Genomic DNA, 24627 nt, shown 5'->3' on the forward strand with positions numbered 1-24627 from the left:
CAAATACTCACGCATTGCCGAAAATATGTCAAGCCTGTCGTGCCGCCCACGGGCAGGTGACATCAAAGCGTTAAGATTCCAGAGAATTCTTCGGCGTCAATTCGACAGCAGCGCCTCGGCCATCGATTCGGACGTGATCAGCCCATTGACCAGCTGCCCACGCAGGGCGGCACCTGTGGCCGCCAGTTTTGCCGGGCCGGTCGAAACCGCAATCACCAGTTTGCCATCCGCCGGGGCCAGCGGGGCAGAGTTCACCCGGCGGCTGAAGGCGCAATCAATCAGATGCCCGTCGCGGTCATAGACCCATGAGGTGATCTCGCCCACGGCCCCGGCCCGGGTCAGCTCCTGCAATTGGCCCTGCGGCATGAACCCATCGACAACCAGCGGCGCGCTGTCATCCATCTGACCGACGCCGACAAGCGTCATGTCGGCATTGGCGCACAGCGCCATGGTGTTGCGCACCGATTCCTGACGTTGCAGGATGGCGCGTTCCTCGGGGTCTTGCGACAGCACCGGCAGCGGAAACGGGTAATGCCGCGCGCCGACCCGTTCGGCCAGCCGGATGGTTGCATTATAGGGTGTCGCCGCGCCATCGGCCATCATGTTGCCCAGGCGCGAGACCAGCCGGTGCTGCGGGCAATTCATCCGGGGCACCTGTTCCACCGTGGCCTTCAACGCCCGCCCGGTGCCAAGCGCGATGACCCTGGCGTCATCGGATTTCAGCATCTCCTCGACCACACTCGCCGCTGCCACCGCCACGCCCTGCAACAGGTCCGGCGCGCCGGGGTCGGTCGGCACCACCTGGCACAGGCGCAGCCCGAACCGGTCAGTCAGCGCGGCGGACAGGCGGATGCAGTTTGCAATCGGGTGGTCCAGACGAAACTTGATCAGCCGCTCGGACACGGCCAGCGAGACCAGCCGCTGCGCCGATTGGCGTGAAACCCCCAGTTTGCGGGCAATCTCGTCCTGGGTATTGCCCGCCACATAATACAGCCAGCCCGCGCGCGCCGCGTCATCGAGACGTGTGGTGTCACCTGCAGATCTGGCCATCCGGCGCACCTTTTCGTTTCAGTTGGGGGGCCATATGATAGAATTCCGCCCAGTTGTCAAAGACCGGCACCCCCGCAGGTGTGGCCAGATCTGCCGTGGAAAACCCCTTCATATGAGAGCCGCCAACATAGCGCCAAACGGCCATTCCCGCCGCCATTGCAGCCAGAATGCCGGCCATGCTGTCTTCGATGACCAGACAGTTTTCGGGTGCCGCGCCCATTTTCGCGGCCGCATGCAGAAACAGGTCTGGCGCGGGTTTGCCATTGGCCACTTCGGAGGCGGTGAAAACGTCGTCTTTGAAATACCGATCCAGGCCGGTGATCCGCAGGGTCCGCGCCACGCGCGGCGGGCTGGAACTGGTGGCCACGCATTTCGGGCCATCCAGATGGTCCAGAACATCGCCAAGCCCCGGCATGCGCGACAGCCCGTCGGAAAATGCGGCAATAAGCTTCGCGCGATAGGCCGCCTCGAAATCCTGCGGCACATCCAGCTGAAACCTGGCCCGGATCTTGTCGGCGACCTTGGGAAAACTCTGGCCGACAAAATTGCGGATGACATAGTCTTCATCCAGGGTCACGCCGTAGCGCCGCAATTCGGCAACCAGAACCCGCGCGCTGATCACCTCGCTATCGGCCAGAACACCGTCGCAATCAAAGATAACCAGTTGAACCGAGCGCATCAGATACCCATCCGCAAAAGCGTGCCGCCAGCGCCGAGGCTGTCAGATTAGGCCGGGGTGGGCAATGTTGATGATCCGGTTCAGGCCTTCGGCCATCCGCGACGGGCCTGCAATGCCTTGATGGCGGCCTCTTTTCGGCCCTTCTCATCGCACTGCCCATTGGGCCAGGCCGGAATGTTGCGCGTGCCTGTCAGGCCTTGCGATCTTCAAGGATCAGGTCAGAGGCCTTTTCTCCGATCATGATCGCGGGCGCGTTGGTATTGCCCGACACGATCTCGGGCATGATCGAGCAATCGGCCACCCGCAGCCCGGCAAGCCCATGAACCCTCAGGCGCGCATCGACCACCGCATCCTTGCCCGTCCCCATCTTGCAGGTGCCGGTCGGGTGATAGATGGTCTGGCTGATGTTGCGGGCGACCTGCAATATCTCCGCATCGGTCTGTGGCTTCGATGTGGGGACATGCTCGCGCAGGATATAGGGTTTCAGCGCGGCGGTTTCGGTCATGGCGCGGGCGAATTTGATGGCCCGGATGGCGCAAAGCTGGTCGGCATGGGCCGCCAGGTAATTCGGCACGATCCGGGGATGGTCGCCGGCATTCGGGCTGCGGATATGAATATGGCCCCGGCTTTCCGGCCGCAACTGGCAGACCGAGGATGTGATGCCGGAAAACGGATGCATCTCGATGCCCGGTTTTTCCGCCGAAAGCGGCTGGAAATGGAACTGGATATCGGGCGTGTCCAACCCTTGCATCGATTTCGCAAAAATCGCGACCTGACTGGCGCCCAGGCTCATCGGGCCGGTGCGGGTCAGGAAATATTGCAGGCCGATGCCCATGCGCGGGATGAACCCGTTGATGGCGTCGTTCAGGGTCGGGACGTTGACCTCATAGACCAACCGCATCTGCAGATGATCTTGCAGATTCTCGCCGACGCCCGGCAATTCATGGGTCACCGCGACCCCGGCATTTTGCAAAACCTCGCCAATGCCGATGCCCGACATCTCCAGCAATTGCGGCGACCCGATTGACCCGGCCGCCAGAATGACCTCGCCACCATCGCGCAGCCGCACCTCCTTCGGGCTGCCCTTTTTGTCGTAACGGACGCCGATGATTTTTTTCGGGTCGGTCTGGTCGAATATCAGCCCCTTTGCATGGGCATGGGTCACAATCGACAGGTTGGGCCGGGCTTTTGTCTGGCGGTCCAGAAAGGCGCGGGCCGATGAGCAGCGAAACCCGCCTTTGGCGGTCTGATGGAAATACCCGGCACCCTCCTGTTCCGGGCCATTGTAGTCATCGGTGCGCGGCACACCCATTTCGACCGCCGCATTGATGAAGGCCTCGGCAATTTCGCTTTTGGCCCGGATCAGCGACACCGACAGGCCGCCTTGCCCGCCATGCAGCTCGCTTTCGCCATATTCGTGGCTCTCGGAACGCTTGAACAGCGGCAGAACATCGTCCCAGCTCCAGCCCGGATTGCCCATCTGCGACCAGCGGTCATAATCCTCGCGCTGGCCACGCACATACAGCAGCCCATTGATCGAGGATGAGCCGCCAAGCGTCTTGCCGCGGGGCCATTCAAGCGACCGGTTGTTCAGTCCGGGGTCGGGCTCGGTCTTGTAGCACCAATCGGTTTTCGGGTTGTGCAGCATCTTGAAATACCCGACCGGAACATGGATCCAGGGGTTCCAATCGCGCCCGCCCGCTTCCAGCAACACGACCTTGATCGATGGGTCTGCAGATAAACGATTCGCCAAAACGCATCCGGCCGAGCCTGCGCCGACAATCACGTAATCTGCTGAAACTCCGGACATTTTCATGCCTCCACGTCTGGAAATTTGAAAGATTAAAAAATTTTCCTTGCCAGCACGACGATAAGGCGTGCATTAATGAGACTTCAAGTATCATTTTTCAAAAACGTTGGGAGGATAGAAAAGTGAAAGTCGCAAGGACGCTAAGCCAGTTATCACGCCGGGATCTGTTGAAATTGACGGGCACATACGGGATGTCTTCGGTCGCCATGGGGGCTGCGGCTTTCACCGGTGCGGTGACCTTGCCATCGCTGGCGCGTGCCGTGGAATCGACCTATGAGCACCGCTTTGCAAACGAGCCGCGCTATTCGCTGACTCTGGGGGCGTCGGGCTTCAACCCGCGCAACCTGCTGATCGAACGCGCCGGGGTTCTGGTATTTGCCCGCGATCTGGAAGCCCGGACCGATGGCGAGATTCGCATCGAGTTCATCGGCGACAATCAGATCTGCGGACAGTTGAACTGTGCCGAAAAGGCGCAGCTTGGCGTGATCGACATGTATGCCGCCTCGACCCAGAACTCGGCCGGTGCCGCGCCCTATCTGAACGTGCTGGATTATGCCTATATGTTCCGCAGCCGGGCGGATCAGTATCACTTCCTCTACAGCCCCGAATCGATGCGCCTGCTGCGGGATCCGTTCGAGCGGCGCCATGGGCTGAAATTCCTGTTCAGCCACGCGGAATTGCGCGGTATCCAACTGGGCCAGTCCTTTGCCGATCGTCCGACCGTGACAACGCTGGAAGAGCTGTTTGGCACCCGCAACCGGGTGACCGGCACGCAGCTTGGCCGCATCGCGATGGAGCTTCTGAACCTGAACCCGACGCCGATCGCCTGGGAAGAAACCCTTGATGGGCTGCGCCAGGGCCTGATCGATGGTGCCGAAACATGGGCCTCGGCCGTGGCTTATGCCAATATGGCCCCCGTGGTCAGCCAGTCGGTCGATCTGCGCTTTTTCTGCGGCACCGAACATACCGGCATGAACGCCGCAGTGTTCGACAGCATGGAGGGCTATCTTCAGGACGCGATCATGGAATCGGCCTATCTGGCGCAGGTTCATGTCCAGGCTGCGAACGAGGCCGCGCTGGTCAACACCGTTGGCTTCTCGGATCCGGTTCTGCCCGGCACCATCTTTGCCGAAAACGATGTGCGTCCGGCCTTTTTGCCCGATGATCAGATCCGCATGGCCGAAGAGATGTGCTCGCCCGAGTTCAACCCCGAACCCTGGGCCCAGTGGCGCGAGCGTCTGAACAACTGGCAGGGTGGGGCCGACACCTATCAGGAAATCTACGATGTCGCGCGGCAGATCCCCGCCGATATGCGCCCTGAAAATGTCGAGGCACGTCGCTGGTGGCGCTCTGCCTGATCGGAGCGGAACACAATCTTTGGAAAACAGGGTCGGAGGGCGGAGAAATCCGCCCTCCGATCACCGGCATCGCAGGGGGGTTGGACAGGTTCAACCCCCCTATGCCAAACTGATACAACGCATATGGAGGGGCCGCGCATGGCTGATTGGTTTGCCGGATCGGGCGATATTATTCAGGCGCTTTTTTCGAATGACTCATGGGTAATCCGCCAGGCGCTGCGTCAACCAGGGGCCTGGCCGATGGGCCTGCTGGCCACATTTCTGGGCGGCACGGTATTTTACTTTCTCTACCGGTTTATCCCGTGGCTGGACAAGCGGATCGAATCGACCATCATGGTGACCTCCTATCTGATGATCGGTGGGATCATTTTCGTCGAGGTGATCCGGCGCTTTACCATTGGCGAACAGGCCCCGTGGTCGACCACCATCCCGCCGTTTCTGTTTCTGATCATGACCTGGGTGGGATGCAGCTATAACGTCAAGCTGCGCACCCATCTGGCCTTTGCCGAGTTTCGCACCGCCATGCCACGCGTCGGGCAGATGGCTTGTCTGACCCTCGACGCCATCCTCTGGATCGGGTTTTCCTGGGTCGTCATTGTCACATCGTCGCGGCTGGTGGCCAATTCGGCCGCCAATTTCCAGATCATGCTTGGCACCGACAATGTGCTGCAATGGTGGTTCCTGATTTCAGTCCCGATCAGTTTTCTGATGCTCACGGGCCGGGTGATCGAAAACTATGTAATCGATTGGAAAAACTATCTGTCAGGTGAAATCCTGATCAGGCAAACCGTGATCGGGGCTGACTGATATGAACGACGCAACGATCATCACCGCCATTTCGCTGGCTGTTACCGTGCTGTTCATGCTCGGCACGCCGGTTTTTCTGGTTATCGGCTACTGGGTCATCGGCATATCCTTCGTGATCGGCATGACACTCGATAACATCGGTGCGGCCCTGTCGGATATCTTCACCGATGGCTTCGCGCTGCTGGCAATGCCGCTTTTCATCCTGACCGGCGATCTGATCAATCGGTCCGGGATTGCCCGGCGATTGTCGGATTTCGCCTATGCCTGTCTTGGCTGGCTGCGCGGCGGGCTTGCCATGGCGGCACTTGGGGCCTGCGGGCTTTTTGCCGCCATATCGGGCTCAAACTCTGCCACCACCGCCACGATCGGGTCGATGCTGCACCCGGAGATGGTTAAGGGCGGCTATGATGAACGGTTCTCGGCGGCGACGGCGGCGGCGGGTGGCACGGTGGGTATCATCATCCCGCCCTCGATCATCTTCATCGTCTATGGCTTCCTTCTGAACCTGCCGATCTCGGAGCTGTTCGTGGCCGGGATCATCCCCGGAGCGATGATGGTGCTGGCGATGATGTTCGCCTGCTGGATCGTCTGCAAGATCAACGGATGGGGCTATCTGATTCCGTTGAACATGTTTCATGTCTTCAAGACCGGGCTTGGGGCCTGGCTTGGCTTCTTTGCCATCGGGCTGGTTTTGTGGGGCATCTATACCGGTAAGTTTTCCCCGACCGAGGCGGCGGGCGTGACGGTTGGCTTTGTTGTGCTGGTCGGCTTTATCTGCCTCGCCATCAACAAACTGACCCGGCATGAGGAAGGCGCAGATATTGCGGACCGGTCCATGGCCGAAATGCTGGTGGTGCGTGGATTCGGGCCGTTGGAGCTGCCCTCGATCACCATGCGATCATCGCAGATTACCGGTATCCTGGCACCGCTTATCGCCGTTTCGGTGGTGATGCAGCAGATCCTGTCAATTCTGGGCGCGCAACAGGTCATCGGCAATTTCGTGACCTCGATGGGCGGCTATTATGCGGTTCTGTTCACCGCGATGGCGATCGTGTTCGTGTTCGGCATGGTTCTGGAAAGCCTGCCGGTGACCATCATCCTGGCCCCGATTCTGGCCCCGATTGCGCATTCGGTGGGGGTGGAGCCGGTGCAGTTTGCGGTCGTTTTCCTGGTCGGCGCGTCGATCGGGTTCATCACCCCACCCTATGGGTTGAACCTCTATGTCGCGTCCGGTGTCACCGGTGTCCCCTATTTTCGGCTCTTGCGCTATACTTGGCCATATCTTATCGCATTGATAACGGTTTGGATCATCGTGGCGCTTGTGCCTGACTTGTCGACCATGCTCCTTCCCGATGGCTAACGAGGTTGGTGATGGACGGGGACCGATCCAGCAATACGATACCGACCAATCTGCGGCTTCTTCTGGTTCTGGAGGAAGTCGCAAAAGCCGGTGTTCCGGTAACCCCGACGGATATCAACGTCGTGCTCGGCCTGCCCAAGCCCACAATTCACCGCCTGTTTGCCACGCTGGAGGAAGAGGGGTTCCTGCAACGCGACTTGGATGGGCGCACCTATTCGCCCGGCCCCCGGTTGCGCATATTGGCCGGTGGCATTCTGTCCTCGCGGCGCATTCGCACCGCCCGGCTGGCGATCCTGCGCAAGTTGAGCCGCGAGATTGGCGAAACCTGCAATATCACGCTGCCTGACCGCAATGACATGTTCTATCTCGAACGCGTCGAGACGGAATGGCCGCTCAGGATACAATTGCCGCCCGGCACGCATGTGCCTTTCCACAGCACGGCCGCCGGGAAAATGTATCTCAGCTCGCTGGCCCCGTCGCATCTGGACCTCTTTTTGCAGGCGGCCGAGCTGAAGCGGTTCACGCCCAACACGATCACCGACCGCGATGCGCTTCGCCAGGAGATCGGCAGGATCCAGCAGAACGGGTATTCGCAGGATCGCGAGGAATTCATGCAGGATATGGTCGCGCTGGCGGTTCCGATACTGGACACGCATGGCCGCCTGATGGCGACATTATCGTTCCACGCGCCCACGCTGCGCTTCCCTGCCGATAGGGTCCTCGACTACCTCGAAGCGCTGAAAACGGCGGCTGCCGAGCTTTCAAGGCTTGTGGATCTTCCGGATCTGGAGTGATCGGGCGCTGCCCTGAACGGCCATCAGGGCCTGTTTATAGCGTGTCGCGCCTGATCGGATTCGAGCATTCACCGTCCAGCCTTCGGCACCGGCCGCGCAATCGAATGCGTTCGGGCCAGCCGGTGAATTCGATTTGGCGCGACTCGCCCTAAAAGGAAAACGCCCAAACGCGCAGGGCCACAATATCGGGGCTACCTGGCTTGGGCGGTGCCAAATTTGGTCAGGATGTCTTTCAGGCCGGCTTCCTCGACCATTTCCACGGCATCCGCCACCGATACCCAGGTTGGATCGCGGTCATCGGATTCGGGAAATTCTGGTTGCGTTTCAAGCACTTTGATGGGGTAGACATGGATTTCGCAGGGCATCTGGGTGCCACTGTCCGTCCGCTTTACGGTATCAAAGGACCCAAGCGCATGTTTGGCCGGTTTGCCATCGCTGACGCCACCTTCCTCCCAGGCTTCCTGCATCGCGGTCTGGGCACCGCTCAACCCGTCAATCGGCCAGCCCTTGGGCAGAATCCAGCGCCTGCGAGAGCTGCGCACAAGCATGATCTCCAGCCCATCAGGGCCGGTGCGGTGGCACAGCGCCGCCAGTTGGACAACGGAAGGGCGGCGAAACAGCGGCGAAATCAGCTCGCGCCAGGCGGAGCGTGCAAGAGAGGTCATGGAGATTACCTGCCGGATATTTGTTATTATTGAGTGAATGTTCTAGCAGAAGAGTTCGGGTTCCGCAAATGCACCTTCTTCACGCATCCGCAAGAATGGCCGGGGTAAGCAATTGATCCTGTGCTTTTTCTGCAAATTTCCGGGCCCTTGAAGCGTTCCCTCGCCTCGCTGAGACAGGGTGCGGATCGAGAAGCGGTCGTTTCGGATCGGGCCCAAGGAAAAAGGGGCGCGGAGATTGCCCCCACGCCCTTTGCGTCAATCCATCTGAAAGGGTGCCGTCACATCATTTCCCGAATATCGGTCAGATGCCCGGTGATCGCCGCCGCCGCCGCCATCGCGGGCGACAGCAGATGGGTGCGGCCACCACGGCCCTGACGGCCTTCGAAATTGCGGTTCGATGTGGCCGCGCAGCGTTCGCCGGGGGACAGTTGGTCGGGGTTCATCGCCAGGCACATGGAACAGCCCGCCAGACGCCATTCAAAGCCCGCCTCGATAAAGATGTCGGCCAGCCCCTCTTCTTCGGCCTGCGCCCGCACCAGCCCCGATCCCGGCACCACCATGGCGCGCAGCCCGTCCTTGATCTTGTGGCCCTTCAGCACGGCGGCGGCGGCGCGCAGATCCACGATCCGGCCATTGGTGCAGGAGCCGCTAAAGACGGTGTCGAGGGCAACCTCATTGAGCGGCGTGCCCGGCTCAAGCCCCATATATTCCAGCGACCGCCTGACCGCATCGACCTTGCCGCCCTCGAAATCGGACGGGTCCGGCACCTTGGCCGTGATCGGCAGAACATCCTCGGGCGAGGTGCCCCAGGTCACCACCGGCGCGATATCCTCGCCCTTCAGGGTCAGGGTCAGATCCCATTGCGCATCATCGTCGGAATAAAGCGTTTTCCACCATGCAAGCGCGGCCTCCCATTGCGCCCCCTTGGGCGCGTGCGGGCGACCCTGAACATAGTCATAGGTGGTCTGATCGGGCGCAATCAGCCCGGCCCGCGCGCCGCCCTCGATCGCCATGTTGCAGACCGTCATGCGGCCTTCCATGGACAGATCGCGAATGGCTTCGCCGCAATATTCGATCACATAGCCGGTGCCGCCCGCGGTGCCGGTTTCACCGATCACCGACATGGTGATGTCCTTGGCGGTCACGCCGGGGCGCAGCTTGCCGGTGATCTCCACTTTCATGTTCTTCGATTTCTTCTGGATCAGGGTCTGCGTGGCCAGCACATGTTCCACCTCGGAGGTGCCGATACCATGCGCCAGCGCGCCGAACGCGCCATGCGTGGCGGTGTGGCTGTCGCCGCACACCACGGTCATGCCCGGCAGGGTCCAGCCCTGTTCGGGGCCGACGATATGGACGATGCCCTGACGTATATCCGAGACCGGGTAATAATGGATGCCGAAATCGCGGGCGTTCTTATCCAGCGCCTCGACCTGAATGCGGCTTTCGGGATTGGTGATGCCGTTTACCCGGTCCAGCGTGGTGGGCACGTTATGGTCCGGCACGGCGATGGTCTTGTCGGGTGCGCGCACGGTGCGGCCGGTCATGCGCAGCCCCTCGAATGCCTGCGGGCTGGTCACCTCATGCACCAGATGGCGGTCGATATAGAGCAGGCAGGTGCCGTCCTCGGCCTCATGCGCCAGATGCGCGTCCCAGATCTTGTCATAGAGTGTCTTGCCGGTCATCGGTGCGTTCTTTCGTTCGGGGGGTGGATAATTCTGCTGCGGCTGAGGGGCTGGCCGCAAGGCCCGCCGATCAGCCCCGCCGCGCATTGACCGAAAAACCGCCAGGGCAGGCGGGTGCGGTCATCCATGTCGAAAATCCGTTTCATCGCCCCGGCAGATACACCCAAGCCCCGCCCGCTTCAAGCAACCAGGATGCGCCGGCGGGCCAAAGGCCGCGACGCCATGCTTGCCGCACATGCCCCTGTGCGCCGATATGGATATGCACGCGCCCCCGGTTCGGGATATCTGAACGCAGGGAAATGCCAGAAAAAAAGGAGCAATGCAGATGGCAACGGGACACATCCTGGGACTATCGGGATCGCTGCGGGCGGCGTCGCTCAACACCATGCTGATGGCCGAGGCGGCACGTCTGTTCGACCCCGCCCATTTCACCCGCGCCGATCTGCGCCTGCCGCTTTATGATGGCGATCTCGAGGCCCAGGGAATGCCCGATGCCGTCACTCGCCTGGCCGATCAGATTGCGGCTGCCGATGCGGTCATCATCGCTGGCCCGGAATATAACAAATCCATCTCGGGCGTGTTGAAGAATGCGCTCGATTGGGTCAGCCGCATCAAGGCGAACCCATGGCGCGACAAACCCGTGGCGCTGATGTCGGCCACGGCCGGGCGCTCGGGCGGCGAACGGGCGCAATGGATCATGCGCCTCGCGCTCAACCCGTTTCGGCCCCGGCTGCTGGTCGGGCCGGAGGTTCTGGTCGGTTCGGCGGCTGCGCAATTCGATACCGACGGGCGGCTGACCAATGAGCGCTATCTCGCAACCCTGACCGAACTGATGGCCGCGCTGCGCGCCGAAGCCGGGTTGCACCCCTAACCGCGTGATTTCGGCAAGGACGCCGCCACGCGAAAGCTTTCGGGGATCGTGTCGCGCCCCTCCAGCACCAGATCGGCCAACATCTCGGCCACCACGGGGGCCATGCCAAAGCCGATCTTGAAGCCGCCATTGGCAATGAAATGCCCGGCCCGGCCCGGATAGGCCCCCAGCATCGGGGCCCGTGACCGGGCGCGCGGGCGCAGCCCGGCCCAGCGTTCCAGAACGGTGACATCCTTCAGCACCGGCACCAGCCGGACAAGGCGGCCAAGAATATCGTCCAGAGCGCCATCACAGCGGGCCGGGTCCTCGAATTCGCGCTCAGTGGTCGATCCGATCGCGGTGGTGCCATCGCCATGCGGCACGACATGCAGCCCATCGACAAATATCTGCGGCAGGTCGCTTGCATCATAATCCAGCAGCGCCGCCTGGCCCTTGATCGGCGCGCCAACCGCGGCACCCAGATCGCGCGAAAGCGTCGCCAGCCCGGCATGGCCGGTGGCATGGATCACCGCCCCCCGTTCGGCCCCGTCGGGCAGGATCTCAACGCCCTTTGCCTGCAAGGCGGCGGCCAGCGCACGGGTGGCCTTGCGCGGATGCACCCGCGCCGTCAGCGTATCGTGGATCACCAGCCCCGAGGCGGTCAGCGGCGCGAAAGGGGCGAACTCGGCCACCGGGGCGACGCGCCAGACATAGCGCCCCTGCCACAGGTCTTGCGCGTTGCCGGCGCGTTCAGCGGCGAGATCCAGCGCGCCGACCGGCTGAATGCGGCCGGTGCGGGCATATCCGGGGTCTTGCCCGCTTGCCTCGGCCACTTCGGCCCAGAGGCTTTCGGCCCGCTGCAAACTCTCAAATTGCAGCGCTTTCTTGTCGTTCCAGCGTTCCGGCACATGCGGGGCCAGCGCACCCATCAACCCGCCCGAAGCCCCCGAAGCAACGCCGCCCGGGTCGATCACCCGCACGCGCGCGCCGCGCGATACGCAGGCCCAGGCCACTGACAGGCCAAAGATCCCCGCCCCCCTGATCGTGACATCCACCATATTGCCCCACTTGCCCCAGATATCGAAACCCTTCATAGGGCACAGGATGAAGCGCGACCAGACAGACCGGGTGCTGTGGCGGGGTGGCGGCGTGCCGGTCTCGGAACGCTTTGACGATCCCTATTATTCGCTGGAAAACGGGCTGGCCGAGACGGGTCATGTGTTTCTGGCCGGCAATGGCCTGCCCGCGCGCTTTGCCCCCGGTTTTCATATCGCCGAACTGGGCTTCGGCACCGGGTTGAACCTGATCGCGGCCTGGTCCGCGTGGCGCGCCACTGGCATTGCGGGGCCGCTGCGCTTCACCAGTTTCGAAGCCTTCCCGATGCCGCCGGAGGATGCCACCCGGGCGCTGTCGGCTTTCCCCGAGACCGCGCCCCATGCCGATGATATCGCCGCTGCCCTCGCCGATCCCGGCAAGCCCCTGATCCGCCCGGATCTTGAACTGCGCCTTGTCATTGGCGATGCAAGGCAAACCCTGCCGGCCTGGTCTGACAAGGCCGATGCCTGGTTTCTGGATGGCTTTTCGCCCGCCAGGAACCCCGAATTGTGGCAGCCCGATCTGATGGCGGCGGTCGGGGGCCACACCTGCCCCGGTGGCACCTTTGCCACCTATACCGCTGCGGGCCATGTGCGACGCGCGCTGAATGCGGCCGGGTTCGACGTGACCCGGTTGCCGGGTTATGGCCGCAAGAGACATATGAGTGTGGGCAGATTGCGCGATGGGCAATAACACCAGTTTGGGCATCATCCTGATGATCGCGACCACAGCGGTCTTTGCCTCGCAGGATGTGATCTCGCGCTATCTGGCGGCGGAATACAACGTCTTCATGGTGGTGATGATCCGCTACTGGTTCTTCGCCGCTTTCGTGATTGCCCTGCTGGCGCGCAGGCCGGGCGGGCTGCGGCACGCCATGGCCAGCCGCCAATGGGCCCTGCAATCGTTTCGCGCGGTTCTGCTGGTGCTGGAGATCATGGTCTCGGTGGTGGCCTATGTCCTTCTGGGCCTGGTCGAAACCCATGCCGTGTTCGCCAGTTTCCCGTTGATCATCGCGGCCCTGTCGGGCCCGGTTCTGGGCGAACGGGTGGGCTGGCGGCGCTGGCTGGCGATCGCGGTGGGCCTGATCGGTATCGTGATCATCCTGCGCCCCGGCATCGGTGTCTTTTCCCCCGCCGCCCTTATTCCGCTGCTGGCCGCCATCATGTTCGCGCTTTACGGGCTGCTGACGCGCTATGCCGCCCGCAAGGACAGCGCGATGACCAGTTTTTTCTGGACCGGCACTATCGGCGCGATTGCCGCCACTGCCATTGGCATTTGGTTCTGGGAGCCGATGACCGCGCCCGATTGGGGCTGGATGGCATTGCTTTGCGTCACCGGCGCGCTTGGCCATTACCTGCTGATCCGCACCTATGAGGTGGCCGAGGCCGGCGCCGTGCAGCCCTTTGCCTATTTTCAACTGATCTTTGTCTCGATCCTGGCGGTCAGCCTCTTTGGCGAGGTGATCGAAACACCGGTCCTGATCGGGGCTGCGATCATCGTGGCTGCGGGGCTGTTCACCTTCTGGCGCGAGCGCGCTAACGCTGGCGCAGCAACTGGCTGAGGCTCTGGCGCGGCAATTCGCCGGTCAGATGGGCCTGATAGATCCGCATCGCCTCGGTCACGCGCATGACGTAATTGCGGGTCTCACGAAACGGGATCTCCTCGATCCAGTCGATGATATCCACCTCCGCGTCCCACGGGTCGCCATTGGCCTCGGACCAGCGCCGCGCCCGCGACGGCCCGGCATTATAGGCCACCGCAATCAGCACCGGGTTGGGGCCAAATTCTTCGATCAGATAGGCCAGATAGGCCGCCCCAAGGGTGGCGTTATAGCCCGCATCGCTCTGCATCCGGCCTTCGTCAAAGGCAAGGCCCAACCGGCCGGCCGTTTCGCGCCCCGTGCGCGGCATCACCTGCATCAGCCCGATTGCCCCGGCACCGCTGATCACGGATGGGTTGAACTCGGATTCGCGCCGCGCAATCGACAGCGCCAGCCGGTCGGAAACGGGCAGATCGGCGGCCACCAGATCGGGGTAGATCGGGTAATAGGCGCGCATGATCTCATGCCCGGCCTGCGCCGCGCGTTTGGCGATTTTCAGCGCGATACGCGGGCTGCCAAGGTCAAGCGCCAGTGCGGCCAGACGCCCCGCATCCTGCCGCGACAGGCTGTCGGAAAGATGGGTCCAGAACCGTTCCGCAAGGTCGATCTGGTCAGCCTCAAAGAGACGCAACCCGGCGCGGAATATATCATCGCCGACAAAACCCGCATCCTGCCAGCGCCCGAAATCTTCCTGCCCGGTAAAATCCGGATCGGTCGGCAATCCGGCGCGTTCAGCGGCAAGCTGGCCGTAGAAACTGCTCTGATACTCAGCCCCCTGGGCATAGGCCTCGGCGGCGGCTTGTGGATTGCCCAATTCCTCTTGCGTGCGGCCAATCCAATATCCGGCGCGGCCCATGGAAATGGGCGAATAGACCGCGGCCCGGAAATCGTTGAAATGATGCAGCGCGGTGTCATAGCGGCCCATCCGAAACGCGGTATAGCCCGCGATCCATTCCAGGTCGGAATAGCTCGAGGCGTTATCCGCGGCCTCGATCTGGTGGTTTGCCGCCACCCGGTAGGCGGCCGGCAAATCGCCCGCGCGCATCAGCGACCGCGCCAGTTGACGCCGCCGGTTGGCCCATTCCAGAGGCCGGCCAAGGGTCGCGGCGCTCTCGGATGAGGCTTCGATCAGCTCGCGCGCGGACTCTTCCAGCCCCTCGCGCATACGCCAGATGAAACGCTCGAAATTCAGGCCGGGGTCAGAGCGCAAATTGGCGGGCACCGCCGAGATCAGCGCATTGACGCCATCGCGACGCGCCCGCAGCGCCAGCCGCGCCTCGGCCAGACGTTCCCAGCCATCATCGACCAGCGGATACATGGCCCGGGCCTGGGTGGCCCGGTTTTCCCATAACAGAAAATCCAGCCGCGCCTCATGTTCGCTGCGCAGGGTGCGGGGCCAGTCGATCATGAACTGGTCCTGGTCTTCCTCGGATAGTGACATCGTGGTCCAGGCCCGGCGGGCCTCAGCCATGGCGGCGTCGCGTTGATCGGTTTCCCACAGGGCCGCGGCAAGGCGCAGCGATCCGGCCCCGGTGCGCGGCCGCGCGCCGTTGAAATAGGCCAGCACCCGTTCCGGCGCGGCGGTTTCTGGGATCGACTGCTCGCCCTCGCGCCGCAGCAGGATCATGCCCGGCCAATCGCTGTGATCGGCGATGAACTCGAGGTATTCGGACATCTCGCCCTGGCCCTGGCGCAGCCGCAGCCAGGTCACGACATCGGCGGCGGCGGTATCGGTGATCCGGGCCTGCGCGGCGGCGGCGGTTTCATAGTCGCGCGCGCCCAATGCCGCAATCGCCTCGGAAAGCGCTTCGGGCGTGGCCGCTGCGGCCATTGGCATCAGGCCCAGTAACAGGCCGAAAAGAAAGGGCTTCATCCGTGTCCACCTTGCAATTACTGCATAAGGATAGTGCCTATGCCCTTGCTTGCAACACACGAGTTTGGCAAGAGCAGCGCAACGGACCGAAATCCGCCGAAACCCGCCGATCCCGGCTTAACCCTGAGAAAAGGAAGCGTGTTATGTTCAAAGGCTCGATGCCCGCATTGGTCACGCCGTTCAAAGACGGCGCAGTGGATTTTGACACGCTCAAGAAACTGGTCGATTGGCATATTGCCGAAGGTTCGAACGGGTTGGTTCCGGTCGGCACCACCGGCGAAAGCCCGACATTGACGCATGCGGAACATGAACAGGTGATCGAGGCCGTGGTGAAAGCTGCCGCCGGGCGGGTGCCGGTGATGGCCGGGGCCGGGTCCAACAACACCGCCGAGGCCATCCGTTTCGTGCAGCACGCCAAGGATGTGGGGGCCGATGCGGCGCTTGTCGTCACACCCTATTACAACAAGCCGACACAGCGCGGGCTGATTGCGCATTACACCGCGCTGAACGCCATCGGGTTGCCGATCTATATCTATAATATCCCGCCGCGTTCGGTCATCGACATGAGCGCCGAAACCATGGGCGAACTGGCGAAACTGCCCTTTATCGTCGGGGTCAAGGACGCCACCGCCGATATGGCGCGGGTCAGCAAGCAGCGCCAGACCTGCGGGCCGGATTTCATCCAGCTTTCGGCCGAGGATGCCTCTGCGCTTGGCTTCAATGCGCATGGCGGGGTCGGCTGCATCAGCGTTTCCGCCAATGTCGCGCCGCGCCTCTGCGCTGAATTTCAGGCGGCGATGGCGGCGGGTGATTGGGCCAAGGCGCTGGAGTATCAGGACAGGCTGATGCCGCTGCATGAGGCCATTTTCCTGGAGCCGGGCGTGGCCGGTGCCAAGGCCGCGATGGCGATGCTGGGGCTGTGCGCAGAAGAGGTGCGCCTGCCGCTTTTGCCGGTCGAGGAGGCCACCAAACGCGCCATTCAGGCAGCGCTGCGCCATGCCAGCCTGATCCACTGATCGGGCCTCATGCAACGGCATAAATGACACAAGTGTCACTTACAAATGACGCAAGTGTCATTTTTCGGGGCAAAGCCCGGCCTGCCGACCGCCGAAATCCCTGTCACGATCCCGCGGCGGCGGGATGAATTCCGCCCGGACCGGATGGCGCAACTGGACAGTGCATGGCCTGCCCATTACATGGGGCAGGCCATGGCCAAGAAACCCTCAGACCCCAATTACAAGGTGATCGCCGAGAACCGGCGCGCGCGCTATGATTATGCCATCGAGGATGATCTTGAATGCGGCATCATTCTGGAAGGCTCCGAGGTCAAATCGCTGCGTCAGGGCGGTGCCAATATCGCCGAAAGCTATGCCGCGGTCGAGGAGGGGGAGCTGTGGCTGGTAAACTCCTATGTCGCCCCCTATGCGCAGGCCAGGACCTGGGGCCATGAGGAACGGCGCCGCCGCAAGCTGCTGGTCAGCAAGAAACAGCTTTCAAAGCTGTGGAACGCGACCCAGCGCCAGGGCATGACGCTGGTGCCTTTGGTGATGTATTTCAACCACAAGGGCTTTGTGAAGCTCAAGATCGGCATCGCCAAGGGCAAGAAGAACCACGACAAGCGCGCCGATGAGGCCAAGCGGGACTGGCAACGCCAGAAATCACGGCTGATGCGCGACCGGGGTTAGGCGCGATTCTTCCGCCCCCTTGCCAGCCCCAAGCCATATGCCGTAGGGCTATGCGCGATGAAAAGCAGCAATTGAGGGAGGCCGCCGATGCCCGCCGATGATCCGAAAACCCTCGTCTCCACGCAGTGGCTGGCCGATCACCTGAAAGACCCCGATCTGCGGGTGCTGGATGCGTCCTGGTATCTGCCCGATATGGGCCGCGACGCCCGCGCCGAATATGATGCGGGCCACATCCCCGGTGCGCGGTTTTTCGATATTGAAGATGTTTCGGACAGTGCCAGCGCGCTGCCGCATATGGCCCCGCCGACCGAGAAATTCATGTCGCGGCTGCGGGCGATGGGCGTCGGTGACGGGCATCAGGTTGTGGTCTATGACGGCATGGGGCTGTTTTCCGCCGCGCGGGTCTGGTGGCTGTTCCGGCTGATGGGCAAGACCGATATCGCGGTGCTGGATGGCGGATATCCAAAATGGCGCGCCGAGGGCCGCGAGGTGGAGGATATGCCCCCCATCCTGCGCGACCGGCACATGACCGCGCAACGTCAGGCGCATCTGGTCAAGGATGTGACGCAGGTGGCCGCCGCCGCCAAGCTGGGCGATTGGCAGATTGTCGATGCGCGCGGGGCGGACCGGTTTCGCGGCGATGCGCCGGAGCCGCGCGCCGGGCTGCGCGCGGGCCATATTCCGGGCTCGTTCAATGTGCATTACGCCGAACTGCTGAACGCCGATGGCACCATGAAGCGCGGCGATGCGCTGCGGGCGGCCTTTACCGATGCCGGCGTCGATCTGAAAAAGCGCATCATTACCACCTGCGGCTCCGGGGTGACGGCGGCGATCCTGTCGCTGGGGCTTGAGATGCTGGGCCACCGCGATGTGGCGCTTTATGATGGGTCGTGGTCCGAATGGGGCCAGTTTGAACAACTGAGGGTCGAAACCGGATGAGCGTCATTCCGGCGGGCACGAAGCTGCCCTATACGGTTACCTTTCTGGCGATGGATGCGCCGCCTGCCGCCGCCCCCCCCGACATGCCCGAGGATGTCCGGCTGGAGGTGGCGAAAAACCCGCCAGCGTGGTTTTTCCTGGCGCTTTATGGGGCTGTTGGGCGCGACTATGAATGGGTCGACAAGTTCGACGAGGACCCGGAGATTTTGCGCGCCGAGCTTGGCCATCCTGATATGGAAATGACCACCGCCAGCCGCGATGGCTGGCCACAGGGGTTTTTCCTGCTGGACTGGCGCCAGCCCGGCATCTGCGATCTGGCCTATTTCGGGCTGGTGCCGCAGGCGGTCGGAACCGGCATCGGTGCGAAATTGCTGGCAGCGGCAATCGCGGCTGGCTGGGCGCGCGCCGGTGTGACCCGGATGACGCTGAACACCTGCAGCCTGGACCATCCGCGCGCCTTGCAGGTCTACAAACAGGCCGGGTTCCGGACGGTCCGCCGCGAAGATCATAGCCGAATTCTGACCCGTGACCGCGACCCGTCCCGTTTTCCCGCCTGAGGAGCCACGCCCGATGTTCGAGACCCTGACCCCGCCCGAAGCCGACCAGATCATCCGTCTGATCGCCATGTTCCGCAACGATCCGCGGACCGACAAGGTGGATCTGGGCGTTGGCGTTTACAAGACGCGCGATGGCCGCACGCCGGTAATGGCGGCGGTAAAGGCGGCCGAGGAACGGATCTGGCGCGAACAGGACACCAAGAGCTATATCTCGCCGGCCGGTGATCCGGGCTTTCTGGCGGCGATGCGCGGCTTGATTCTGGGCGATGGCGTGTCGGCTGAGCGGATCGGGGCGGTCGCAACCCCCGGCGGCACCGGTGCGGTGCGTCAGCTGCTGGAGATGATCAAACTGCTGACGCCTGAGGTCACGATTTGGGTTTCGGCACCGACCTGGGCCAATCACACGGCGATGGCCGCGTATCTGGGCCTGAACCTGCGCGAATACCGGTATTTCGATGCGGCCACGGGCGGGCTTGACCGGGACGGCATGATGGCCGATCTGGCGGGGGCGAAAGCGGGCGATGTGATCTTGCTGCATGGCTGCTGCCACAACCCCACCGGCGTTGATCTGGAGACCGATGACTGGCGCGCGGTCGGCAAGATCTGTCAGTATACCGGCGCGATCCCGTTCGTGGACATGGCCTATCAAGGCTTTGGTCAGGGGCTGGAGGAGGACGCGGCGGGCACAAGGATGCTGGCAGGGATGGTGCCGGAAATGCTGCTGGCGGCGTCGTGCTCCAAGAATTTCGGGCTTTACCGGGACCGTGTGGGTATTGCGATGGCGGTCACTGCGGATGCCGGCGCGGCCGATGCGGCGGGCAAGCATCTGGCCTGGCTGAACCGGCAGAATTTCACCTTTCCGCCCGATCACGGCGCGCGTGCGGTGCAGACCATTCTGGGCGATGCCGGGCTGACCGATATGTGGCGGAGCGAATTGCGCGGCATGCGCGAGGCCATTCAGGCCAACCGGGCCGCGTTTGCGGCAGAGCTGCAACGGGTCACGGGGTCGGACCGGTTCGGGTTTGTCGCATCGCATCAGGGCATGTTCTCGCTGTTGGGGGCGACGCCCGATCAGGTCGACCGGCTGCGCGACGAATTTGGCATCTATCTGATCGGTGACAGCCGGATCAACCTGGCCGGCCTGACGCCCGAGAGCATCCCGGTGGTGGCAAATGCGGTGGCTGAAGTGATGCGCTGAGGGCCGGAAAAATCTTTCTTCAAGATTTTTCGGACCGGAAGAATTTTCAGGAAAATTCTTCGGCGCGCTTGCCAATCGGGGCAGCACTGGGTAGAGCGCGCGGGTTCCTGGCCTCTCGCGCCGGGCCAAGTCTCCGCTACCTTGTCAAAACGGACCAGAAACATGACCCGCACTTACCTGCCCGGCATCCTTGCCATGGCGACCGTTGTTGTCGCCTCCAATATCCTTGTTCAGTTCCTGTTCGGCCAATGGCTGACCTGGGGCGCGTTTACCTATCCGGTGGCCTTTCTGGTCACCGACATCATGAACCGCGTCTATGGCACCGCCGCCGCGCGGCGGGTGGTGATCGTGGGTTTTGGCATCGGCGTGATATCTTCGCTGATCGGCACCCAGATCATCGGCGAGTTCGGCCCGCTGGTGACGCTCCGCATTGCCATCGGATCGGGCCTGGCCTTTCTGACCGCGCAATTGCTGGATGTGGCCATCTTTGACCGGCTGCGCGCCGGGGCCTGGTGGCGGGCACCGCTGGCATCGACATTGGTGGGATCCTCGGTTGATACGGTGATCTTCTTCAGCATCGCCTTTTCGGCCAGCCTGACATTTCTTGAACCGGGCAATGACGTGGCCTGGGCGGGTGAGATCCTGCCGCTGTTGGGTCTGGGCGCGGCGGTGCCGTTATGGGTGTCATTGGCGCTGGCGGATTGGCTGGTCAAGCTGAGCCTGGCACTGCTGGCCCTGGTGCCGTTCCGCATGATCACGGCGCGCCTGACGGCACAAATTGCATAAAATGTTTTGACAAACACAAAATCTATGGCAACCTGCCTCTAACAGCAACGAAATGGAAGGAGGTGATCCAGTGTCAAGAGAGGTATTGGAGAATGGCGTCGGGACAGTCTGGGGAGATCGCCTTTAGGCAATCCTAGCGGTGAAAACCGCGCCCCGGGCGGGACTTCGATCCAACCCGACCCCGCCTCCTTAAATTCTCGTGAAGGGTCGCCCGATGTGGCGGCCCTTTTCGTTGAGAAATCAACGCGGCACCCATGCCCCGACCTGGTTCCGGAGCCTGGCCTTGCCTATGGTGCCGGCGATGACAGGCTGCGCGGCATGACCGGGATGGCGGCGAGGCGGATCGCTGGCCATGGCGCGCGATGTGGCCGCGCAAGAGGGTGGCTGATATCAGGTGCCACAATGCATGCATATCCAGGGCATGCCGGGGGGGCGGACATGCTGCGGATCAACGACCAGATCGAGAGCGCCGAGTGGGAGCGGACCGAGGGCTTGGTGCGCGCGTCCGGGCCGGGCGGGCAGAATGTCAACAAGGTCTCGACGGCGGTGGAGCTGCGGTTCGAGGCGGAGCGCTCGCCGCATTTGAGCGATGCGGTGAAGCGACGGCTGCGGCGGCTGGCCGGGCAACGCTGGACGCGGGACGGCGCGGTGGTGATTTTCGTGCAGGAAACCCGTTCGCAGGCCAGAAACCGCGAAATCGCGCGGCAGCGGTTGGCGGAGCTGGTGCTGGCGGCGACATTGGTGGCGAAACGGCGGCGACCGACGCGCCCGACAAGGGGGTCGGTGGAGCGGCGGCTGAAGGCGAAGAAGGTGCGGGGGGTAGTGAAGAAGGGGCGCGGCGGGGTTGAGTTGGAGTGAGGGATGGCGGGGTGAACCCCGCCCAACGGTTGACATGGCGCGTGAGATTACCAAATATTGGTACAGGCCGGTATCGGAGATTTGACATGGCGCGCAACACATCGGTTTCGCTTGGCGACCATTTCGCCGGGTTCATCGACGAGAAAGTTTCTGAAGGCCGTTATGGCTCGGCCAGTGACGTGATCCGGGCGGGGTTGCGGCTGCTTGAGGAGGAGGAGGCGAAGCTTACGCGCTTGCGGGCAGAGATCGAGAAGGGTGAGGCGAGTGGACCGGCCAAGCCATGGGATTACGATAAATGGAAGGCTGCGCGGCATGCGGAATACCGAAAGCGGCACGCGCTGTGAAGGATCTGGTGATCGCGCCGGAAGCGGATGCCGACCTGATCGGCATCCATGACTACACGTCCGACATATGGGGATTGGACCGGGCGGATGCGTATCTTGACCTGATACATGCCCGGATCAATGGGTTACTGACCGGGCGCACCGCATCACAAATGGCCGATGACGTGAAACCCGGCCTGTGCCGCGCCGTGGCGGAGAGCCATGTGGTGTTCTTTCGGGAGGACGAGGCGCGCGTGACGGTGCTGCGGGTGTTGCATCAGCGGATGGATGTGGGGCGGGTGTAGGGCGGGATTTATCCCGCCTTTGCCGGTGATGGCGGGGTGAAATTCGCCCTACGGAATGTCGAAGAGATAACAATCTGGCGGCGACATTGGTGGCGAAACGGCGGTGCCCGACGCGCCCGACAAGGAGGTCGGTGGAGCGGCGGCTGAAGGCGCAGAAGGTGCGGGGGGCGGTGAAGAAGGGGCGCGGCGGGGTTGAGTTTGAGTGAGGATATTTCTCCATTTGGTCAACGTATTTTTGGTGATTCCTGCTGTACTTCCTCTGTCGATGCGCTAAGGTGGCAGAGAATAATTGGAGAAGCTATGAACCAGCTATCCCTCTTTGACCAGCGAAGTTCGCAAGATGCTGCCGACGACATCGTCGAAGGGATTGCCAATTTCGATGAGTTTGGGCGGCGCACAATGCAAGAAGAGCATGAGAGTGTTCCGTATTTCATCAACGAATTTTGGACGTCTGGCCAGCGCCGTTCACATACAATCCACGAGATTTCCTATCGAGCGTGTTTCAAAGCGCAGCTACCGGAATTCTTCATCACACGTCTGACCAAACCCGGAGATGTGGTTTTTGATCCTTTCATGGGACGAGGAACGACGCCCGTGCAGGCCGCACTGATGGGTCGACAAGCCTACGGAAACGACATAAGCCCGTTATCCATTCTGCTCACACGGCCGCGCCTTCGCCCGATCACTTTGCAACAGGTCGCGGAGGCGTTTGGCACTGTTGATTGGTCCAAAGGTGAGATCAAGCGCGAAGACCTGCTGGCATTCTATCACCCTAAAACGCTTGAGAAACTGGAAGCACTGCGCCTTTGGCTTGCAGAAAATGCACCCCTCGGTGTCGCCAATGTCGATCCTGTGGCGGACTGGATCCGGATGGTGGCAATCAATCGGCTTTCTGGCCATTCTCCAGGGTTCTTCTCAGGCCGCTCGATGCCGCCAAACCAAGCGGTTTCTATAAAGGCACAACTCAAGATCAATGAGAAATCGGGGGTATCTCCGCCCGAACGCGACGTTGTTGCCGTTATCCTCAAGAAATCGAAAACCCTGCTCAAGAGCGGCTGTGCGCCAAGCCAGGTACAATCGAGCCTGCATACCGGTTATGCGTGGGACGTTCCGGGCATCGCTGATGCCTCCGTCGATCTGACCGTCACTTCGCCGCCATTCCTTGATATTGTGCAGTATGCTTCCGACAACTGGTTGCGCTGCTGGTTTGCAGGTATCGACCCGGAGACAGTCGCCATCGACATGCATCGTACAGAGGACGCTTGGACCTCTATGGTTCACCGTGCCCTTGCCGAGCAAGCCCGTATCCTGAAGCCAGGTGGCTACGTTGCGTTTGAAGTGGGTGAGGTCCGAAACGGAAAGATTCTGCTGGAACAGTTTGTGTGGAAAGCCGCTGAGAGCTTACCTTTCGACCGCCTTGGGGTCATGATCAATGATCAACAATTTACGAAGACCGCAAACTGCTGGGGAGTTACAAACGGTTCGAAAGGCACGAATACCAACCGGATAGTTCTTCTCCGGAGGCATTGACGAATTGGCTCAAGCCACACAAGACTTTGGTGTGTAAACCAAGGAGTTTGTTCGTGCAGAAACGATTCCAGATGATGTGGGATGAGGATGAACTCGCCCGAGCCTTCAAAGTCACAAAAGATGACATTCGGGAATATTTGACTGACGGAAGGCGTGTTTCCTTTATAATTGAAAGGCGACTCAAATGGGAAAATGATGGTTGGGAACTGGCACCTTCTGAGGGCGCAGGATATGACTTGCTCGACCCCGATGGTGGAATGTGGGAAGTTCGTTCAATCACACGCGGAGGCGTGTATTTTAATCCGAGTAACCAAGTCGGATCTGGCCGCGCGTTCAACGAGGAGGGTTTTCAAGAAAAACTCTCTGGAATCAAGGGTTTCATTCTCTCGGATATCACCGGGTTCCCAGTTGTCGATATATTTGTCGTTCCAGTAGAAAACGTGCTTCGTTGGCACAGTAGTGGTTTGCTTGGAAGTAACGCAAAGGTAACGCGCAAAAAGTTCCTTCGAAGTCTGGCAAATGACATTCACGACTAAGTGACAGCCCTCAAACCACAACCTCCAGCCTCTCCTGTTCCCCGACCCCGAACACCCGCTTGTAGCGGGCGATCTCGTCCGCTGGTCCCATCGCCTTTTCGGGATTGTCGGACAGTTTTACCGTTGGTCGTCCGTTTGCCGCCACGGCTTTACACACTAATGAGAACGGGGCGAGGGCGTCGTTGGGGACGAGGCCTCGGAAATCGTTGGTCAGCAGCGTGCCCCAGCCGAACGAGACCTTCACCCGGCCCGCGAATTGGGCGTGCAGGGTGGCGATGGTTTCCACG

25 protein-coding genes and 1 pseudogene are annotated in these 24627 nt (G+C 61.8%); 18 read left to right on the forward strand and 8 right to left on the reverse strand.

All coding sequences use genetic code 11. The features are described from left to right. Positions 1–96 precede the first annotated feature (96 nt). The 3 genes from ACW8PS_RS02075 to ACW8PS_RS02085 all read right to left on the reverse strand — a co-directional run bounded on the left by ACW8PS_RS02075 (position 97) and on the right by ACW8PS_RS02085 (position 3539). Positions 97–1050 carry a sugar-binding transcriptional regulator gene (locus tag ACW8PS_RS02075; protein ID WP_491525597.1) on the reverse strand — a complete coding sequence of 318 codons (954 nt, stop codon included), beginning with the start codon at positions 1048–1050 and terminating at the stop codon, positions 97–99. Continuing rightward, on the reverse strand, positions 1031–1729 hold the full coding sequence (locus tag ACW8PS_RS02080; RefSeq protein WP_491525598.1) for an HAD family hydrolase: 699 nt from the start codon (positions 1727–1729) through the stop codon (positions 1031–1033). The genes ACW8PS_RS02075 and ACW8PS_RS02080 overlap by 20 nt, the downstream gene beginning before the upstream one ends. A gap of 190 nt (positions 1730–1919) precedes the next feature. Continuing rightward, positions 1920–3539: a GMC family oxidoreductase gene (locus tag ACW8PS_RS02085; protein ID WP_491525599.1), complete on the reverse strand. Its 1620-nt coding sequence runs from the start codon at positions 3537–3539 to the stop codon at positions 1920–1922. Between the two features lie 191 nt (positions 3540–3730). Here ACW8PS_RS02085 and ACW8PS_RS02090 point away from each other — a divergent pair, with 191 nt between their 5' ends. The 4 genes from ACW8PS_RS02090 to ACW8PS_RS02105 all read left to right on the forward strand — a co-directional run bounded on the left by ACW8PS_RS02090 (position 3731) and on the right by ACW8PS_RS02105 (position 7858). Then, positions 3731–4897 carry a TRAP transporter substrate-binding protein gene (locus ACW8PS_RS02090; protein ID WP_491525600.1) on the forward strand — a complete coding sequence of 389 codons (1167 nt, stop codon included), beginning with the start codon at positions 3731–3733 and terminating at the stop codon, positions 4895–4897. A 138-nt stretch (positions 4898–5035) separates the two neighbouring features. Then, positions 5036–5704, forward strand: coding sequence for a TRAP transporter small permease (locus ACW8PS_RS02095; RefSeq protein ID WP_491525601.1), 669 nt, complete (start codon positions 5036–5038; stop codon positions 5702–5704). 1 nt (position 5705) lies between these two features. Then, positions 5706–7064, forward strand: a complete 1359-nt coding sequence (locus ACW8PS_RS02100) for a TRAP transporter large permease (protein WP_491525603.1) — start codon at positions 5706–5708, stop codon at positions 7062–7064. A gap of 11 nt (positions 7065–7075) precedes the next feature. After that, positions 7076–7858 carry an IclR family transcriptional regulator gene (locus tag ACW8PS_RS02105; protein ID WP_491525604.1) on the forward strand — a complete coding sequence of 261 codons (783 nt, stop codon included), beginning with the start codon at positions 7076–7078 and terminating at the stop codon, positions 7856–7858. A 191-nt stretch (positions 7859–8049) separates the two neighbouring features. On the opposite strand, the gene ACW8PS_RS02110 is transcribed toward ACW8PS_RS02105, so the two are convergent. Then, on the reverse strand, positions 8050–8523 hold the full coding sequence (locus tag ACW8PS_RS02110) for an NUDIX hydrolase (RefSeq protein ID WP_491525605.1): 474 nt from the start codon (positions 8521–8523) through the stop codon (positions 8050–8052). Between the two features lie 278 nt (positions 8524–8801). Beyond that, positions 8802–10205, reverse strand: a complete 1404-nt coding sequence (gene leuC / locus ACW8PS_RS02115; protein WP_491525606.1) for a 3-isopropylmalate dehydratase large subunit — start codon at positions 10203–10205, stop codon at positions 8802–8804. 325 nt (positions 10206–10530) lie between these two features. Between leuC and ACW8PS_RS02120 the strand changes: the two genes are divergently transcribed. Next, positions 10531–11076, forward strand: coding sequence for an NADPH-dependent FMN reductase (locus ACW8PS_RS02120; RefSeq protein ID WP_491525607.1), 546 nt, complete (start codon positions 10531–10533; stop codon positions 11074–11076). Here ACW8PS_RS02120 and ACW8PS_RS02125 read toward each other — a convergent pair. Continuing rightward, positions 11073–12149: an NAD(P)/FAD-dependent oxidoreductase gene (locus ACW8PS_RS02125; protein ID WP_491525608.1), complete on the reverse strand. Its 1077-nt coding sequence runs from the start codon at positions 12147–12149 to the stop codon at positions 11073–11075. The two genes, ACW8PS_RS02120 and ACW8PS_RS02125, sit on opposite strands and share 4 nt — an antisense overlap. Positions 12150–12159: 10 nt before the next feature. On the opposite strand from ACW8PS_RS02125, the gene mnmC2 reads away from it, so the two are divergent. Next, positions 12160–12843, forward strand: coding sequence for a tRNA (5-methylaminomethyl-2-thiouridine)(34)-methyltransferase MnmC2 (gene mnmC2 / locus ACW8PS_RS02130; RefSeq protein WP_491525609.1), 684 nt, complete (start codon positions 12160–12162; stop codon positions 12841–12843). Further along, the gene (locus tag ACW8PS_RS02135; RefSeq protein ID WP_491525610.1) at positions 12833–13711 is read left to right on the forward strand and encodes a DMT family transporter; all 879 of its coding nucleotides are present in this window, start codon (positions 12833–12835) and stop codon (positions 13709–13711) included. Before mnmC2 ends, ACW8PS_RS02135 begins: the two co-directional genes overlap by 11 nt. On the opposite strand, the gene ACW8PS_RS02140 is transcribed toward ACW8PS_RS02135, so the two are convergent. Continuing rightward, positions 13686–15623 carry a lytic transglycosylase domain-containing protein gene (locus ACW8PS_RS02140; RefSeq protein WP_491525611.1) on the reverse strand — a complete coding sequence of 646 codons (1938 nt, stop codon included), beginning with the start codon at positions 15621–15623 and terminating at the stop codon, positions 13686–13688. The two genes, ACW8PS_RS02135 and ACW8PS_RS02140, sit on opposite strands and share 26 nt — an antisense overlap. 143 nt (positions 15624–15766) lie before the next feature. Here ACW8PS_RS02140 and dapA point away from each other — a divergent pair, with 143 nt between their 5' ends. From dapA to ACW8PS_RS02195, 11 genes are all read left to right on the forward strand, one after another. Then, positions 15767–16639, forward strand: coding sequence for a 4-hydroxy-tetrahydrodipicolinate synthase (gene dapA, locus ACW8PS_RS02145; protein ID WP_491525612.1), 873 nt, complete (start codon positions 15767–15769; stop codon positions 16637–16639). A 192-nt stretch (positions 16640–16831) separates the two neighbouring features. Beyond that, positions 16832–17308 carry an SsrA-binding protein SmpB gene (gene smpB / locus ACW8PS_RS02150; protein WP_491525623.1) on the forward strand — a complete coding sequence of 159 codons (477 nt, stop codon included), beginning with the start codon at positions 16832–16834 and terminating at the stop codon, positions 17306–17308. 87 nt (positions 17309–17395) lie between these two features. After that, entirely contained in the window at positions 17396–18247 is an 852-nt protein-coding gene (gene sseA / locus ACW8PS_RS02155) for a 3-mercaptopyruvate sulfurtransferase (RefSeq protein WP_491525613.1), read from the forward strand. Continuing rightward, entirely contained in the window at positions 18244–18804 is a 561-nt protein-coding gene (locus ACW8PS_RS02160) for a GNAT family N-acetyltransferase (protein WP_491525614.1), read from the forward strand. The genes sseA and ACW8PS_RS02160 overlap by 4 nt, the downstream gene beginning before the upstream one ends. A 13-nt stretch (positions 18805–18817) precedes the next feature. Continuing rightward, entirely contained in the window at positions 18818–20002 is a 1185-nt protein-coding gene (locus tag ACW8PS_RS02165; RefSeq protein ID WP_491525615.1) for an amino acid aminotransferase, read from the forward strand. A gap of 162 nt (positions 20003–20164) precedes the next feature. Continuing rightward, complete coding sequence (locus ACW8PS_RS02170; protein ID WP_491525616.1) at positions 20165–20788, forward strand: queuosine precursor transporter; 624 nt, start codon at positions 20165–20167, stop codon at positions 20786–20788. 438 nt (positions 20789–21226) lie between these two features. Next, positions 21227–21646, forward strand: coding sequence for an alternative ribosome rescue aminoacyl-tRNA hydrolase ArfB (gene arfB / locus ACW8PS_RS02175; protein WP_491525617.1), 420 nt, complete (start codon positions 21227–21229; stop codon positions 21644–21646). A gap of 86 nt (positions 21647–21732) precedes the next feature. Next, positions 21733–21990, forward strand: a complete 258-nt coding sequence (locus tag ACW8PS_RS02180) for a type II toxin-antitoxin system ParD family antitoxin (protein ID WP_491525618.1) — start codon at positions 21733–21735, stop codon at positions 21988–21990. Further along, positions 21987–22274 carry a type II toxin-antitoxin system RelE/ParE family toxin gene (locus ACW8PS_RS02185; RefSeq protein WP_491525619.1) on the forward strand — a complete coding sequence of 96 codons (288 nt, stop codon included), beginning with the start codon at positions 21987–21989 and terminating at the stop codon, positions 22272–22274. Before ACW8PS_RS02180 ends, ACW8PS_RS02185 begins: the two co-directional genes overlap by 4 nt. Positions 22275–22466: 192 nt before the next feature. Next, entirely contained in the window at positions 22467–23804 is a 1338-nt protein-coding gene (locus tag ACW8PS_RS02190) for a DNA methyltransferase (protein ID WP_491525620.1), read from the forward strand. A 53-nt stretch (positions 23805–23857) separates the two neighbouring features. Further along, positions 23858–24340, forward strand: coding sequence for a hypothetical protein (locus ACW8PS_RS02195; protein WP_491525621.1), 483 nt, complete (start codon positions 23858–23860; stop codon positions 24338–24340). A 10-nt stretch (positions 24341–24350) separates the two neighbouring features. Here ACW8PS_RS02195 and ACW8PS_RS02200 read toward each other — a convergent pair. Continuing rightward, a pseudogene (locus ACW8PS_RS02200) lies at positions 24351–24627 on the reverse strand (nicotinate phosphoribosyltransferase); the annotation flags it as partial.

Source organism: Alterinioella sp. (assembly GCF_058343375.1).